The following is a 14,609-nucleotide window of genomic DNA, read 5'->3' as shown; positions in this document are numbered from 1 at the left end:
CCGATGGCCGCATGCACGCAGTCATGGCGGGACTCGACGACCAGCTCTGGCACAACGAGCAGACGGCCGTCGGCGTCTCGGCGCCGTGGACCGACTGGCATGCGCTGTCCAACCCTGGCAACAAGGCCAAGGCGCTGTCGCTGGCGGCCCATCCCGATGGCCGCATGCACGCAGTCATGGCGGGACTCGACGACCAGCTCTGGCACAACGAGCAGACGGCCGTCGGCGTCTCGGCGCCGTGGACCGACTGGCATGCGCTGTCCAACCCTGGCAACAAGGCAAAGAGACTGGTGTTGGCGGTCCATTCAGACGGACGCATGCACGCGGTGATGGTGGGATGGTAGACATGGGCAGTTGCACTGCGACGCAGGAGATAAGTACCCGCGCAGAAATATATGTGAGATTTTGGCGAACATAGCCGGATGCGATGCAAGGCGCCCGACGCGACGCAGTGCGAGCACTGCAAGCGGAGGGCAACGCCGCAGTGCGCCAGCGATGGAAGACAAAAATCACAGTTATCGCTTGTAGTGGCAGGCTCTGGCCATGGCCTGGTGCCGCCGTCGCCAGAGAGACCACCCAATGACGGCGATCAGGTCGGGGGACATGCCACCATGCCAGGCGCCACAACAGTTTGCGAATCTCCGGCACGGTCAATGAGATGCATGGAGCCGCTGCCGCTTCCATTGCCGCATCGGGCTCGGCGGCAGTTTTTTTTGACCGGCGCCGAAGCGGCATTGGCGCACAGGGCCGCCAGGTACGCATGCGCCAGCATCGCCAGCGTAATGTGCCGGTATCCGGCCATACGTACTGATTTCCGCGCACGGCCAGAACGAAGTGCAGATCCCGCTGTTCAAGCCATACGCGCAGGCTGCGTTTGTCGCCATACACTTCGTCCCCGCTGATCCATGCGAACGGCACCTGTGCCGCCACGGCGCGTTCGATCATGCTTTGCGCCAGTTGCGGCTTGGTGGCAAACGCCACTTCGGCGGGCACCTTCGCCGCCTCGCGCCGTTCCCTGTCCTCCGCCCACTCCTTGGGCAGGTACAGTGCCCGGTCCATCAATGCACGGCCGCGCCCGCTTGCACCTGTCCCCTGATCCGGGACCTGAGGTTGAGCCATCCCCCGTCCTCTCCCTGAAGGCGCATCGCACTGCATGCGGCCAAGGTAGAAATTGTCGTTGAGGTAAAGATCGGGCGCAGTGGATTTTCATGGAAGTTTGAGACGGTCGTCAATGTCGACTGTTCTGCACCCGAGTACGGGCGCCGGATCGTTCGCAGTGATTGTGGGCCGGGACCGGCGTAAAACGCGAGCACGCCATTTTCGAATGCGAGCCGCTACGACTACGCCGTGGTCAACTCCGCCACGAAATCATACATATCCCCCCTGAAATACGAGCGGCAAAACTCCACCGCCCGGCCATCCCGCAAAAACGCCAGCCGTTCCACGCACAATCCCGCATCGCCTTCCTTCGATTGCAGCAGCTTGGCCTGTTCCGCATTGAGCAGCAGCGCCGATAAGCGTTGCAGCGCGCGCGTGGGCCGGTTGCCGGCCGCTTCCAGCGCCTCGTACATCGACACGCCCACCACATCGAGCGACGGCAAACAGGACGCCACGATGGTCGCGTACTCCAGGCACATCGGCAGTTCGTCCGCATAGCGGATCCGGTTGAAACGGTACACCGGCGCCCCCGGCGAGAGGCGCAGGCGCAGGGCTTCGTCCGGCGTCACCGTGCCCTCCGAACGTTTCAGCCACACGCTGCGCGGCGTGCGTCCGCGTGCCCGCATATCCTCCGAAAACGAGGTCAGCTTGGCAAAATTCTTCTCGATCCGCGTATTGATGAAGTTGCCCGAACCGGGCCGCTTGACCAGCAAGCCCTCGCTCACCAGTCCGTCGATGGCCTTGCGCACCGTGATGCGCGAGATCGACAGGTCCAGCGCCAGTTGCCGTTCCGCCGGCAAGGCTTCGTCCGGCCCGAACAGGCGCTGGTCGATCGCTTCGCGCAAGGCGCGCTGCAATTGCTGGTACAGCGGCTGGGAGCTGGTCTGCGCCAGCGTCTGCATGATCTGGGCGAGCGATGTCATACCAATGGCGCTTTCTTCTGTAAGGATGGGACCACTTTTCCCGGTCAATGGCGCAAATCCGCCACATCATGCAGTTGTCGAATTTGCATATAACGATAATACCAAAAAAAGACCGCCGAAATACCCCTCCCTCTCACAACTAGGCCAAATTCCCCGCGGATGACCAGACCACTTGGCCAATTTCCCAGTCCACCCCTGTATTAACGAAACAACATATGAAAAAAATCACTTAACTGGTAGTGTTCTGGTATTAAAGAGGAGTATATTGGCGTTAGATTGGTTTTAGACGTGGTGGTACCCGTAGCACATAAAAAGTCGTTGTTAAAAATGAACTGGCTTACTCACGGAGCCAACATCAAGGGGGAAGTAATGAAGCGCAATCAGTCAGTAGTGAATAAGAACGCAGAGCGTCCTGTATCGACCAGCCTGACGCCGGTAGCGTCGGCGGCAGCTATTCTGGTGTTAAGTATTGCGATGTCGGCCCAGGCCCAAGCGACCGTGCCGGCCGTGGACCCGGAAGCGAAGACCGAAGTAGTGGTCGTGACCGGTATTCGCGCGGCCATGCAGCAGTCGCTGAATCAGAAGCGCAATTCGGACACGATGGTCGAAGTCATTACTGCTGAAGACGTGGGCAAGATGCCCGACAAAAACGTCGCCGACTCCCTGCAACGCCTGCCAGGCGTGAGCGTGGCCGCGGCCGGCGGCTCGGAAGGCAGCTTCGGCGAGAACGACCGCGTGGCCCTGCGCGGCACCCCGTTCGGCCTGACCCTCACCACCCTGAACAGCCACACCGTCTCGAGCGGCGACTGGTTTGCCGATAACATCATCGGCGGCGGGCGCAGCGTCAGCTTCTCCCTGTTCCCGTCCGAACTGATCGGCCGCGTCACGGTGCACAAAGGTTCGCAGGCCAACCTGCTCGAAGGCGGCGCCGTCGGTGTGGTGGACATCGAAACGCGCAAACCGCTGGACTTCAAAAAAGGCATCAGTGCACAGGTCAGCCTGGGCGCTGTCAATTCGCAAAACTCCGGCAAGAACGATGGCCAGTTCAACGGCCTGGTGAACTGGAAGAACGAGGCCGGCAACCTGGCCGTGATGGTCCAGGGTTTCCATGAAAAACGCACCCTGAGCCGGGTCGGCCAGGAAAACGGCCTCTGGTACGATCCGGTCGATCCCGGTTCGTCCATCGACAAGGGCGTGCCCGGTTCCTCGACCGCCATCAAGACCGATCCGGTCAAGGGCGCCAAGGCCAACTACCTGGGCGGCACCGCCTGGTTCGAGCAGGAGCGCACCCGCAAGGGCGGCCTGATCGACGTGCAGTTCAAGCCGACCAGCGACATCACGCTCGACCTGAGCGTGTTCCGTTCGCACCTGGACGCACCGAATATCAACCACAACTTCATGCAGTCGCTGGGCCGCTTCCTGGCGCCCAACTGGACGGCCAAGGATTTCCCGGCCGGTAACGTGAGCGGTACTGTCAACAACGGCGTGCTGACCCAGCTGACCGGCACCGTGCCGGCCAACTGCGGCGCGGTGTGCGGTACGATGTCGAGCGCGGTGCAGGAAGAATTCAGCCGCCCGATCGCCGAAAGCCAATCCAAGTTCGTCAACCTGGACGGCAAATGGCGGGTCAACGACAAGCTGACCCTGGCCGGCAAGGTCGGTTCGACCAAGGGCCTGGGTAATACCAAGAGCGGCGCGCTGGGCATCTGGATGCCGTACGCCGGCGGCAGCTACACCATGAACGGGATCGACAAGGCGGTCACCTACGTGATTCCGGGCGCCGACAAGTTTTCGATCGGCGGCGGCCCTGACGGCAGCGGCAATGTGCCTTACACCTACGGCTCGCACGTGACCGCGATCGACAAGGAAGTCTACGGCCAGATCGACGGCACCTACAAACTCGACCTGGCCAGCGTGCAGTCGATCCAGTTCGGCGTGCGCGGCGCGGAGCACAAGCGCGACCTGACCGCCATCGGCATCAACGCCTTGCCGAGCCTGAGTTTGGTCAGCAACCTGCCGATGGGCGGCCTGACTTCGTTCCCGACCGAGTTCAACGACCTCGACGCCAACGGCGCCGGCTGGTGGACCTTCTCGCGCGAAGCGGTCAACAACTGGCTGAGCACCCATGCCAAGTACGAAGGCCACCTCAAGCAAAACGAATTCAAGATCAAGGAGCCGACCCGCTCGGCCTACGTGATGGCGAACTTCGGCGCCGACGGCATTTCGGGCAATATCGGCGTGCGCGTGGTGCACACCAAGGAAGAAGTCGAACGCAACGAGATCGCGCCGAGCGGCACTTTCGAGCCGCGCCTGTACACCAATACCTACCTCGACTTCCTGCCAAGCGCAAACTTCCGCATGGACCTGTCGAAGAACCTGGTGGCGCGCTTCTCGACCAGCCGCACCATGGCGCGTCCGGAACTGGGCCAGATGGCCGGCACCGACCTGCTCGATGTGCAGGGCACCGGCAAAGCGGGCAATCCGAACCTGCGTCCGATCCGCGCCAATAACTTCGACCTGGGCGTGGAGTGGTACTTTGCCGAGAAGTCGCTGCTGTCGGCCGGCGCGTTCTACTCGGCGCTGGACGGCTACGTGACCTACGGTTCGGGCACGGCGACCTTCTACAACCAGCTGCAGAAGAAGAACACCGAGTACAAGATCGACACCCCGCTCAACACCACGGCGGAAGTGAAGGGCCTGGAGTTCTCGTATCAGCAGGCGCTGCCGGCAGGCTTCGGCGTGAACGCCAACTATACCTACACCCTGGGTAAAGAGACCGGCAAGGCGCCGGGCTCGATGTGCGGCGCGCTCACGTATGCCGATTGCACCCTGATCGGAACGTCCAAGAACGCCTACAACGTCGGCGCTTTCTATGAGCAGAACAAGATCAGCGCGCGGTTGACGTATAGCTGGCGCTCGGGCTTCCTGAATGGCACGAGCCGCAGTTCGGCCTCGTACCAGGCCTCGGTGGGATCGCTGTCGGCATCGCTGGCGTACCAGATCAACGAGAACTTCAGCATCACGCTCGATGGCAAGGATCTGAACAATCCGCTGGTGCGTTCGGTGATTCATACCGCTGGCGCGATGGATGTGCCGGGTTCGCTGTACAAGAACGGCCGCCAGATCTACCTGGCGCTGCACGGCAAATACTAAGCCGATGATGGAGGGACTTCGGTCCCTTTGATAAAAAACGGGACGCTTGTGCGTCCCGTTTCTTTTGAGAGGACATTGTGCTTAATCCTTCCCGGCTTGCATTGGAGAACCGATACCGCGATCTGCGGCAGGTCGCGCGGCAGGCTGTGATGGAGGAGTTCTCCGGAAAGGCCAGCCCGGATATGCGGCTTACAGAAATTGGTGAGGCATCCCTCGTCGCCGTCGCCGGTTGGAAAGATCGCCGCGTAAACTGGGATTGGGAACGGCTTGTGCGAAAATTCAGACGTCGTCACCGACGTGTCGAGCTGGCGATTTGGATAGATCCACTCTTGTGCGGTCTCGTTATCGGCAAAATTAGTGATGGGAGAGTTGTTGCACGAATTGATTTTATAGAGCGTGCTCCAGGCAATCACCCGCTTGTCGGCATGGTCGGAGAGATTGCGACTGTGTATCTGGAAATACTTGGTGGCCTCGCCGGTTGTCGGGAAGCCGTCATTTCCTCCCCAGTCCATGCGCTGCTTGATTTTTACCGCTTGTTGGGCTATACCGAGGTGATTACGAGGCGCGGTAAGATCACTGGCCTCAAAAAATTTTTGCCCGCACCATCTGGGTGGGATGAGGACAGACATGAAAAAACATACACGTGATGGTCATGTTGAGCAGAGTGTCTCGGACACGCCGATTCCGCGCCGGAGCAAGATAGCTCCGGCGGTCGACTTGGAGGTAGAGCTTGCGCGAGCTCGTGCTTATCTTGCGGCAAATCGAGCTGACTTCCTGGTTCGGTCTGCAAAAGCAAGACTTGCATTGCCCGATTGCGAGATAACCGTCATGGCCGGCCCGGTGCCTGAAGAATAGTTCGATAGGAACACATGAAATTCACCGACGACATGGCAGCCGCGTTTCCAAAACGCAATCCGCTGCCGGACGTGTTGCGGCACGCCCTGCAATTCATGGAAGAACACGGCTGCGTCCAGACGCGCCGCGATGGGGTCCGCTATATGACCGTGTACCCTGAGCCCGAATATGACGATGTCACGGCAAACGCCTTCCACGTGCCCGACCCTGCCGCTACCGCCGGCTGGACCCACCGTGATGATCCCGAGGTGAACGACCGGCTGGTGATATTTCTGAGAACCGGCGGCGATGGATCCTGGGCCGGGCTTTGGCTGGACGACGATGGGCACCAGCGAATCGTGCATGTGGGCTCGGGGTCCGGGTCGGTGATGCTTTGTGTGCTGACTGAAAATATGGAGGACCTGTTGCGCCTGCTGGCAATTGGCTACGCCGAACTCTGCTGGCCAGACGATTTCCAGCGAACGCCCGCTGAGGTATTTGAGGAGCATTGCGACGACGAGGACGATGACACTCCACCACCGCTGCTGTTTCAAGACTATGTTGAAGGGACACTTGGACTGAGCATTCCGGAACGGGCATCGGAGATCGTTTCAAGTACTGTCAGCATGGACGACCCGGAATCGCGTGACCCATTCTGGAATTGGATCAAGCGCCTTCAAGATCAGTGATGGGCCTTTGCAGCGGCCAGGAGCGCCATCAACGACTGTCCACCGACCTCGGTCACGCCACTGTTCAACAAGCGGTCGCTCATGAGTGCATTGAAGGGAACCGATGCGGGCCCGACCGATTTGATCAGCATCGTTTCGTATCCGGTACATGGTTCAAGCAAGTGAACGATGGACGAAAACAGGCCATCGCCATCATGGTCCGGAAATCGCTCGAACACGTTCAGCAGGGCACGGCATTCGCGCGGGCCGCAGCCTTCCGTACTCAGGGAAATGATTGAGTTGTGCAGCGCTTTCAATTGATCGTCGTCTGGTGCGCTGAATCGTGCGAGCGCGTCAAGACTGTGTTGGATCATGCCGGATATTCCCGACCTTCAGGTGAGGGGACGGAAACGCGCCATGTTCGCCAGTACTTGGGCTCTGGCCTGACTGCCTTGTCGTGCATGAGGCGCTCGCGCAGATACGCGCGCACGTCTTCAGCATCGTAGCCCAACCCGGTTTCCCGCATGTCGGCGAGCGCAGCTTGGGCCTGCGCAACGAACTCCGCTCGCTGCTCAGCGGCATCTGTAGCTTGCCTGATCGCTCCGACCATGAACGCGTGCGTGCTGATTCCCAATCTTTCGGCTGCCGCAACGACCCGCTCCTTAAGTTGCGCAGAAAGCTCTAGTGATGTGCTTGGCATAAGCAAAAACTCCGTAAAGAGCGTCACTAGGATAGCACCTTTTTTACGTGCGGCTAACCCGCTTCAAGGACCGCGATGACCAAGGTGGCTATCAAGGTCAGATGGCGCCAACAGGCAATTGATTCAACTCACCTTCATCCTGTTTGACTTCAATAATCTCAGGCGGCACCAACGAAAAAGGGCGGGCCCGGCTTGCGCCGGAACCCGCCCGATCAAACAGCGATGCCGTGAATTACTTGGCGACTGGCGCTGCTGCCGCTGCCGTATCGGCAGGACGCTTCAACCACATCACCCAGTAGCGCGCCAGGTCGCCGATGCCGTCGGTGCCCTTGATGCCCTCAAACGTCTTGATCGCATCATCCTTGCGGCCGGCCTTGGCCAGCGCCATGCCCAGCTTGAGCTTGGCTTCTTCAGGACGCTTCAGGCCGCCTTTGGCGATGCCTTTTTCGATCAGGTCGATGCCCTTGTCGAACTCGTCCATGGTCGAGTACGCATAACCCAGGTTGACCAGGCCGGTGCCGTCCTTCAGCTTGGACGCGCTGGCTTCGCCCGAAGCGATGTTCTTGACGTCGTCGGCGGCGTTCTTGTTGGCGCGCTCGCGCAGCGACTTGTGCTTGGCGGCGTTGGCGCCGGTGCCCAGCACGTTGGCGGCGAAACCGGCGTCAACCGCCTTTTTCGCTTCGATCGGGAAACCGGCCAGCAGCGCCAGTTCAGCCATCTCGACGTACTGTTCCGCTTCCATCTGCTTGAGCACGGTCGTCTCGAGACGATACGCGTCCAGTTGCAGTTTGCTGTTGAAGCTGGTCTTGCCGTACATGCGGTGCAGCAGGTCGGCCCACAGTTCTTCGGTCGGATACGAGGCCACCAGCTTCTCGACGGTGGCGGTGTAGGTCGCCATGTCCTTCTGCTTGCCGGCGATCGTGGCCAGCAGGCGCAGGTCGTCCGCAGGCGGCACCTTGCCGGCTTTTTCGGATTCGGCCAGCATGGCCGTCACTTCGGTCTTGGCCGCGGCGAAATCGTTGTTCAGGAAGTAGGCGCGCACGATCGAACCGCGCACGCGGGTCGGCGAACCGCCGTCGCTGATGTAGCGTTTCATCCATTCAATCGCCTTCGGATAGTTCTTGGCGTTGAACTGCATGTTGCCCATCGCCAGGATGAATTCCGGCTTGTCGGCCGCCGGCGTGCTCGGCGAGTTGATGATCGCTTCGAGCGAGCTCATGGCCATGGCATCGTTGCCGCTGGCCGAGGCCAGGGCGAACTTCATGCGTTCGATGACGTAGGTTTCGTACGGCGTGCGGTTGGCGAAGGCTTCGGCGGCGGCGACTTTTTCCTGGACTTCGGCGAATTTCTTGCCGTCGATCAAGCCCTTGATCATGCCCGGTTCGAGCAGTTTGTACAGATCCGGACGAACGGTGTCGGGTTTGGTCGGAGCGGCGCTGGTCGCAGGCGTAGCCGGGGCGGTTTGTGCGCTGGCGCTGGTCATCAGCGCGGGGGCGGCGTTGAGGCCAATGGCGGCCAAGATCAGGCTGATACGAGCAAGACGAAACTGGGACATGGAAAATCCTTCAATCAAAGACATAAAGACAGCCTGACGCTATAACGCATCAGAGCGCCGAACCGTGGACACGTGACCTGCATACGCGACATCCGACGCAGTTGCATCTCAACTGCGAATTTCGGACGAAGCGCATATTGTTACATAAACTTTATCTTTGCACGCTGATTTCCGTGCGGAGCGGTTCATGCACGGGCAAACGCGCGTCCGTGGGCGTCGAAAAGATGGCAATGCGCGGGCGGCAGATGCACCGCGATGCGTTCGCCCGCGCGCAGCGTGGCGCCGCCCTGCGGCTGGCGCAGCGCGATCAGGGCCGGGTCGCCCGGCATGCTGGCATAGACGATGGTCTGGTCGCCCAGGTACTCCACATGGCCGACCACGGCGGCGACCGTATTGGCCTGCTGCGCGGCCTGCGCCAGCACCGTCATGTGCTCGGCGCGGATGCCGAGCGTGAGCTTGTCGCCGATCGTGGCGGCGCCGCCGTCGGCGTCGGCGTCGACCACGGTGCCGTCGGCCAGGCGCACGCGCACGCCGATGGCGCCGATATGCGCCACCTCGGCGGCGATGAAGTTCATCTTCGGCGCACCGAGGAAACCGGCCACGAACAGATTGCCCGGATTGTTATACAGCTCGTAGGGCGTGCCGACCTGCTCGATGCGCCCTCCGTTGATGACCACGATGCGCTCGCCGAGGGTCATCGCCTCGACCTGGTCGTGCGTCACGTAGATCATGGTGGTCTTGAGTTCCTTGTGCAGGCGGCTCAGTTCCACCCGCATCTGCACGCGCAGGCTGGCGTCGAGGTTCGAGAGCGGTTCGTCGAACAGGAACACCTCGGGTTTGCGCACGATGGCGCGCCCGATCGCCACGCGCTGGCGCTGCCCGCCCGATAACTCCTTGGGCCGGCGCTGCAGCAGGTGGGTGATCTGCAAAATGTCGGCGGCGCGCCCGACCTGGGCCTTGAGCTCCTCGCCCTTGTGGCCGGCCAGCTTGAGCGCGAACGCCATGTTCTCGAACACCGTCATGTGCGGATACAGCGCGTACGACTGGAACACCATCGCCAGGCCGCGCCTGGCCGGTGCCACATCGTTGGCCAGCAGGCCGCCGATATGCAGTTCGCCCGCGCTGATCTCTTCCAGCCCGGCGATCATGCGCAGCAGGGTCGACTTGCCGCAGCCGGACGGCCCCACGAAGACCACGAATTCGCCATCGGCGATAGCCAGGTCGATGCCGTGGATGATGGTCTGCTTGTCGTCGTAGCGCTTGACGACGCCCTTGAGGGTCACAGCGGCCATGTCAGCTCGCCGTCGATGGCCGCGCGGCCGCCAGGTCGGCCTGCTGGCGTTCGCTCGCGCTCATCGGAATGATCTGCGACAGGATCGCCACCGGCACGGCGGCGGCCAGCACCCACAGGAAGAAGTTGTGGTAGCCGAGCGCGATCTGGATATCGCCGCTGACCCACTTGAACAGCGAAAAACCGAGCTGCATGATCCCGGTCGCGAACGCGTAGTGCGCGGTCTGGTATTTGCCCGGCGCGACCACCTGCATCATGTACAGGATCAGGCCCACGAAGCCGAAGCCGTAGCCGAACATCTCCAGCGCCAGCGCCGCGCCGATCAGGGTCAGGTCGGTCGGCAGGGTGGTCGACAAGAAGTAGAACACCAGGTTGGGCAGGTTCACCGCCAGGATCAGCACCAGGATGGCGCGCTTGAGGCCCAGCCACGAGGTGAAGTAGCCGCCGGCGATGCTGCCGATGACGAAAGCGACGGTGCCCGCCGTGCCGTATACGGCGCCCACTTCGATCGTCGTCAATCCCAGTCCGCCCAGGTTGCGCGCCTCGCGCAGGAACAGCGGGCCGATGGTCTGCACCTGTGCTTCGCCGGCGCGGAACAGGATGATGAACAGGACCGAGACCCAGATGCCGGGCTTCTTGAAGAAGTCGATGATGACTTCCTTGAGGGTGCGTGCAATCGCGCTTGCGGTGATGTCGGCGCTGACCGGATTTTTTGCCAGCGGCAGCGCCCAGCCGTTGTACAGGCCGAGCGTGACCATCATCAGCGCCAGGATGCAGAACACGATGGTCCAGGCCGAGGTGACGCCCATGGTCTTTTCAAAGTACCCGGCCAGCAGCAGCAGGCCGCCGGACGAGATGAAGCGCCCGGCGTTGAAAAAGGTGCCGGTCCAGCCAGCGTAGGCCGCCTGTTCTTTTTGCGTCAGGCTGGAGATATACAGGCCGTCGCAGGCCACGTCGTGCGTGGCGGACGAAATGGCGACCAGGGTGAGCATGACCACGCAGGCGGCGAACCAGAACGGCATGTGCAGCGCCAGCGCCACCAGGCCGAGGCAGACGCCGCCGATCAGCTGGAAGCTGACCACGACGATCTTTTTGCTGCTCGCCAGTTCCAGGAAGGGACTCCAGAGCGGCTTGAAGATCCAGGCCGACATGATGGCGGCGGTCCAGTGGGCGATGTCGTCGTTGGCCACGCCCATGCTCTTGAACATCTGGCCGGCCACCATCGCCACCGCGAAGAAGGGCAGGCCCTGCGCCAGGTACAAGCTCGGTACCCATGCCAGCGGGCTGCGTTCTTTTTTACTTGTTTTAGTCAGTTCCATCGACATCCTTGGTGAGATACTTAACTACGTTTCTTAACGGCCTTACTTGACTGCGCCGTCCATGCCGCGCATGAAGAAGCGCTGCGTGAACAGGAAGGCGGCCAGCGTGGGCAGGATCGTCAGCACGGTGCCGGCCGCGATCACGCGGGTACTGCTGCCGAAGGTGCCGCGCAAATACAGCACGCCCACCGACAGCGGAAATTCGTCCGGCTTGCTCATCACGATCGACGGCCAGATGTACTCGTTCCAGGCTTCGACCGCGGTCAGGATGCCGACCGTGGCCAGCCACGGCGCGATCAGCGGCAGCATGATCTTGCTGAAGATGATCCATTCCGAGGCGCCATCCACGCGGGCGGCGTCGATCAGGTCTTGCGGCACCTCCTCGAAGGCCTGCTTGAGCAGCAAAATGGCGACGGCGGTCACCACGTTCGGCAAAATCACGCCGGTGTAGGTGTCCACCAGCGAGAGCTTGGTGACGGTGATGAAGTTCACCAGGAAGTTCACTTCGGACGGCAGCACCAGGGTGGCGAGGATGATCCCGAACACCAGTTTGCGGCCACGGAAGTGCATGCGCGCCAGCGGGTACGCCGCCAGCGAACACAATGCCAGCTTCCAGAACACGGTGCACACGGCGATCAGCACCGAGTTCTTGAAGAACGCCAGGATGGGAATCGCGCGGAACACCTCGGCAAAGTTTTCCAGCGACGGCTTGCGCGGCCAGAAGGTGGGCGGGAAGGCGAACACATTACCCTCGGTCGAAATGGCAGTCACCAGGGTCCACCAGAACGGGAACACGCACACCACCGCGAGCACGCACAGGATCAGGTAATGGCCGAACGTGGCCAGCGGACGGGCGCGCATCAGCGGTGCTTCGGCTTGAGGTAGCGCAGGCACACCAGCGCGATGCCGATGCAGATGCTCGACACCACCAGGCTGGCGGCCAGTGCGCGCGGCAGCTTGAGGTGCTTGAGGCCCTGGTCGTAAGCGTAGTACAGGGCGGTAAAGGTCGAATTCATCGGCCCGCCCTGGGTCAGTACATCGACTTCCTGGTAGGCCTTGAGCGCGGCCAGCACCGACAGGATGGTGCAGACGGCAATCGTGGGCCTGAGCATCGGCACGGTGATCTTCCAGAACTGCTGCCAGCGGTTGGCGCCATCGAGCATGGCCGCTTCCTGCATGTCGGACGGGATCGATTGCAGCGCCGCCAGGTACATCACCATGTACCAGCCAAGCCCGCGCCAGAGCGTGACGAACATGACCGCGAACAGGGCCAGGGTGTCGTCGGTCAGCCAGCCGATTGGCGCATTGGCGAGGCGCAGCTGCATGAAGACGTAATTGAGCGTGCCCTGTTCGTGGAACATGAAGCCCCACATGATGCCCACCACCGACACCGTGGTCACCACCGGCACGTAGAAGGCGGCGCGGAACCAGCGGATGCCGGGCAACTGGTTATTGACCAGCACCGCCAGCGCCACCGCGCCGATCTGCACGAACGGCACCATCACCAGGAACAGCAGCGAATTTTTCAGGCCCGTGACGAACATCTCGTTATCGAAGATGTAGCGAAAATTATCCAGTCCGACGAACGAGGTTGGCCGGATCAGCGAGTAGTCGGTGAACGCGAGGAAGGAGCCGTAAGCCACCGGCCAGAACGAAAACACCGCCAGCAGCACCAGGGCCGGTGCCAGGAACATCCATGCCTGCAAGGTGTGGCGCCGTGTCTTCATCAATGCAGCCTCTGTTTGGACAGCTTCTTGTTCCAGATCGCGACCGCCTGGTCGAGCGCTTGTTGCACGTCCTGCTTGCCGGTGACGCCGGCTTCGACCGCCTTGACCAGCGAGCGGCGCAGTTCGTCGTAATCGTCGATGCCGGCCACGTACAGGGTGTGCGAATGCGCCATCGAACGCGCGCCCGCTTCCACGGCCTTTTCGGCTGCGCCGGCGTTGGCTGGCAGCGCCAGAAAATACGGATCGGCGGCCGCCTTGACGGTGGTGGGAAATACGCTGGCCTGCCTGGCAAAGGCGAGCTGGTTGGCGTCGCTGGTCAGGTACAGCGCGAACTTGCCGACCGCGGGCAGCAGCTTTGCATCGACGCCCTTGGGGATCGCAAAGTGAATCAGCCAGCCGCCATCGGCGATGCCGGTGGGGCCGAGCGGCGCCGGCGCTACGCCCGTGATGGCGTAGATGTCTTTTGCGTCGCCCTGGATGCGTTTGAGCGCGGTCGGAGGCGCGAGCAGCATGCCGAGGCGCCCGCCCTTGTAGGCGTCGATCACGGCGGGGAAGTTATCTTCGGCGAACAGGCTTTCTTTCAGCAGCCCGCCGGCCTTGTAGGTGGCCGCGAGTTTTTGCACCAGCGCCACGTGCTGCGCCGAATTGAATACCGCCTTGCCATCCTTGATGACGGCCAGGCCCTGCCACATGAACAGGCCATCGATCTTCGACAGCGCCGGTGCGATGCCGGCCTTGCCGGTGCGCGCCGCGATCTGGCGCGCGAACGCCAGCTGTTCGTCGAAGCTTTGCGGACCGCGCGTCAAGCCCGCATCCTTGAAAATGACCTGGTTGTAGGCGATCACGGCGACATTGCTGTACATCGGGAAGCCGTAGGTCTTGCCCTTGAAGCGCAGGTCTTCCAGCGTGCTGGGGATGTAGCTTGCCCTGGATGCGCCGAGCAGGGCGTCGACGGGCGTGAGCAGTTCGTCGCGCGCGTATTCGTCGGCCCAGGGCACGTTCAGGTTGACCAGCGCCGGCGGCGTGCCGGCCACGATGCGCGTGACCAGCTTGGTCTGGATGACGTCCCACGGAAAATCGATCCACTCGATCTTCACGCCCGGATTGGCCGCCTCGTAATTGCGCGCCACCGACTCGAAAAACGGCGTGAACTTGGGCTTCATGCTGAAGGTCCAGAATTCGATCCTGGTTTCGGCGGCGGCGGCGGAAGCCGCCAGCCCCAGTGCCATCAATGCCGTCAGCAGCGTCTTGAGCTTCAACTTGATCTTCATCGATGGCAGG

General features: G+C 61.7%; 14 protein-coding genes and 1 pseudogene. 4 read left to right on the top strand and 11 right to left on the bottom strand.

Annotated features, from left to right (window positions below; genetic code table 11):
• Nucleotides 1–344 (top strand): DUF8189 domain-containing protein (locus F2P45_RS36140; RefSeq protein ID WP_229505030.1); only part of this gene is annotated, 344 nt, incomplete at its 5' end.
• A gap of 409 nt (nucleotides 345–753) precedes the next feature.
• On the opposite strand, the pseudogene F2P45_RS36135 reads toward F2P45_RS36140, so the two are convergent.
• Both F2P45_RS36135 and F2P45_RS11020 read right to left on the bottom strand, forming a co-directional pair.
• Nucleotides 754–1,119 (bottom strand): annotated as a pseudogene (locus F2P45_RS36135) (transposase); the annotation flags it as partial.
• Between the two features lie 221 nt (nucleotides 1,120–1,340).
• The gene (locus tag F2P45_RS11020) at nucleotides 1,341–2,081 is read right to left on the bottom strand and encodes a GntR family transcriptional regulator (RefSeq protein WP_166874177.1); all 741 of its coding nucleotides are present in this window, start codon (nucleotides 2,079–2,081) and stop codon (nucleotides 1,341–1,343) included.
• 390 nt (nucleotides 2,082–2,471) lie between these two features.
• Here F2P45_RS11020 and F2P45_RS11015 point away from each other — a divergent pair, with 390 nt between their 5' ends.
• Nucleotides 2,472–5,234 carry a TonB-dependent receptor gene (locus F2P45_RS11015; RefSeq protein ID WP_166874175.1) on the top strand — a complete coding sequence of 921 codons (2,763 nt, stop codon included), beginning with the start codon at nucleotides 2,472–2,474 and terminating at the stop codon, nucleotides 5,232–5,234.
• On the opposite strand, the gene F2P45_RS11010 is transcribed toward F2P45_RS11015, so the two are convergent.
• Nucleotides 5,231–5,863: a hypothetical protein gene (locus tag F2P45_RS11010; protein WP_166874172.1), complete on the bottom strand. Its 633-nt coding sequence runs from the start codon at nucleotides 5,861–5,863 to the stop codon at nucleotides 5,231–5,233. The genes F2P45_RS11015 and F2P45_RS11010 overlap by 4 nt on opposite strands.
• Between F2P45_RS11010 and F2P45_RS11005 the strand changes: the two genes are divergently transcribed.
• Both F2P45_RS11005 and F2P45_RS11000 read left to right on the top strand, forming a co-directional pair.
• Nucleotides 5,862–6,089 carry a hypothetical protein gene (locus F2P45_RS11005; RefSeq protein ID WP_166874169.1) on the top strand — a complete coding sequence of 76 codons (228 nt, stop codon included), beginning with the start codon at nucleotides 5,862–5,864 and terminating at the stop codon, nucleotides 6,087–6,089. The two genes, F2P45_RS11010 and F2P45_RS11005, sit on opposite strands and share 2 nt — an antisense overlap.
• A gap of 14 nt (nucleotides 6,090–6,103) precedes the next feature.
• Nucleotides 6,104–6,757 carry a hypothetical protein gene (locus F2P45_RS11000; protein ID WP_166874167.1) on the top strand — a complete coding sequence of 218 codons (654 nt, stop codon included), beginning with the start codon at nucleotides 6,104–6,106 and terminating at the stop codon, nucleotides 6,755–6,757.
• Here the strand turns inward: F2P45_RS11000 and F2P45_RS10995 are convergent.
• The 8 genes from F2P45_RS10995 to F2P45_RS10960 all read right to left on the bottom strand — a co-directional run bounded on the left by F2P45_RS10995 (nucleotide 6,751) and on the right by F2P45_RS10960 (nucleotide 14,599).
• Nucleotides 6,751–7,110 carry a hypothetical protein gene (locus F2P45_RS10995; RefSeq protein WP_166874164.1) on the bottom strand — a complete coding sequence of 120 codons (360 nt, stop codon included), beginning with the start codon at nucleotides 7,108–7,110 and terminating at the stop codon, nucleotides 6,751–6,753. The genes F2P45_RS11000 and F2P45_RS10995 overlap by 7 nt on opposite strands.
• Complete coding sequence (locus F2P45_RS10990; protein WP_166874161.1) at nucleotides 7,107–7,463, bottom strand: CopG family ribbon-helix-helix protein; 357 nt, start codon at nucleotides 7,461–7,463, stop codon at nucleotides 7,107–7,109. Before F2P45_RS10990 ends, F2P45_RS10995 begins: the two co-directional genes overlap by 4 nt.
• A 205-nt stretch (nucleotides 7,464–7,668) precedes the next feature.
• Nucleotides 7,669–8,991 carry a tetratricopeptide repeat protein gene (locus F2P45_RS10985; protein WP_166874159.1) on the bottom strand — a complete coding sequence of 441 codons (1,323 nt, stop codon included), beginning with the start codon at nucleotides 8,989–8,991 and terminating at the stop codon, nucleotides 7,669–7,671.
• A 185-nt stretch (nucleotides 8,992–9,176) separates the two neighbouring features.
• Nucleotides 9,177–10,283 carry an ABC transporter ATP-binding protein gene (locus F2P45_RS10980; RefSeq protein ID WP_166874156.1) on the bottom strand — a complete coding sequence of 369 codons (1,107 nt, stop codon included), beginning with the start codon at nucleotides 10,281–10,283 and terminating at the stop codon, nucleotides 9,177–9,179.
• A gap of 1 nt (nucleotide 10,284) precedes the next feature.
• Nucleotides 10,285–11,601, bottom strand: coding sequence for an MFS transporter (locus tag F2P45_RS10975; RefSeq protein ID WP_166874154.1), 1,317 nt, complete (start codon nucleotides 11,599–11,601; stop codon nucleotides 10,285–10,287).
• A 42-nt stretch (nucleotides 11,602–11,643) separates the two neighbouring features.
• The gene (locus tag F2P45_RS10970) at nucleotides 11,644–12,462 is read right to left on the bottom strand and encodes a carbohydrate ABC transporter permease (protein ID WP_166874151.1); all 819 of its coding nucleotides are present in this window, start codon (nucleotides 12,460–12,462) and stop codon (nucleotides 11,644–11,646) included.
• The gene (locus tag F2P45_RS10965) at nucleotides 12,462–13,328 is read right to left on the bottom strand and encodes a carbohydrate ABC transporter permease (RefSeq protein WP_166874149.1); all 867 of its coding nucleotides are present in this window, start codon (nucleotides 13,326–13,328) and stop codon (nucleotides 12,462–12,464) included. The genes F2P45_RS10970 and F2P45_RS10965 overlap by 1 nt, the downstream gene beginning before the upstream one ends.
• Nucleotides 13,328–14,599, bottom strand: coding sequence for an ABC transporter substrate-binding protein (locus F2P45_RS10960; RefSeq protein ID WP_229505021.1), 1,272 nt, complete (start codon nucleotides 14,597–14,599; stop codon nucleotides 13,328–13,330). The genes F2P45_RS10965 and F2P45_RS10960 overlap by 1 nt, the downstream gene beginning before the upstream one ends.
• Nucleotides 14,600–14,609: the final 10 nt, after the last annotated feature.

This window comes from Massilia mucilaginosa, assembly GCF_011682145.1.
GTDB lineage: Bacteria > Pseudomonadota > Gammaproteobacteria > Burkholderiales > Burkholderiaceae_D > Telluria_A > Telluria_A mucilaginosa.
Note: the sequence above shows the minus strand (reverse complement) of the source record. Positions and strands in the feature narration are given on the sequence as shown.

Excerpts from the sequence above, each read along its gene's own strand:
- F2P45_RS10980 (WP_166874156.1), bottom strand. The coding sequence starts at position 10,283 with ATGGCCGCTGTGACCCTCAAGGGCGTCGTCAAGCGCTACGACGACAAG.
- F2P45_RS11000 (WP_166874167.1), top strand. The coding sequence starts at position 6,104 with ATGAAATTCACCGACGACATGGCAGCCGCGTTTCCAAAACGCAATCCG.
- F2P45_RS11005 (WP_166874169.1), top strand. The coding sequence starts at position 5,862 with ATGAAAAAACATACACGTGATGGTCATGTTGAGCAGAGTGTCTCGGAC.
- F2P45_RS11010 (WP_166874172.1), bottom strand. The coding sequence starts at position 5,863 with ATGTCTGTCCTCATCCCACCCAGATGGTGCGGGCAAAAATTTTTTGAG.
- F2P45_RS10970 (WP_166874151.1), bottom strand. The coding sequence starts at position 12,462 with ATGCGCGCCCGTCCGCTGGCCACGTTCGGCCATTACCTGATCCTGTGC.
- F2P45_RS10985 (WP_166874159.1), bottom strand. The coding sequence starts at position 8,991 with ATGTCCCAGTTTCGTCTTGCTCGTATCAGCCTGATCTTGGCCGCCATT.
- F2P45_RS10965 (WP_166874149.1), bottom strand. The coding sequence starts at position 13,328 with ATGAAGACACGGCGCCACACCTTGCAGGCATGGATGTTCCTGGCACCG.
- F2P45_RS11020 (WP_166874177.1), bottom strand. The coding sequence starts at position 2,081 with ATGACATCGCTCGCCCAGATCATGCAGACGCTGGCGCAGACCAGCTCC.
- F2P45_RS10975 (WP_166874154.1), bottom strand. The coding sequence starts at position 11,601 with ATGGAACTGACTAAAACAAGTAAAAAAGAACGCAGCCCGCTGGCATGG.
- F2P45_RS10995 (WP_166874164.1), bottom strand. The coding sequence starts at position 7,110 with ATGATCCAACACAGTCTTGACGCGCTCGCACGATTCAGCGCACCAGAC.
- F2P45_RS10960 (WP_229505021.1), bottom strand. The coding sequence starts at position 14,599 with ATGAAGATCAAGTTGAAGCTCAAGACGCTGCTGACGGCATTGATGGCA.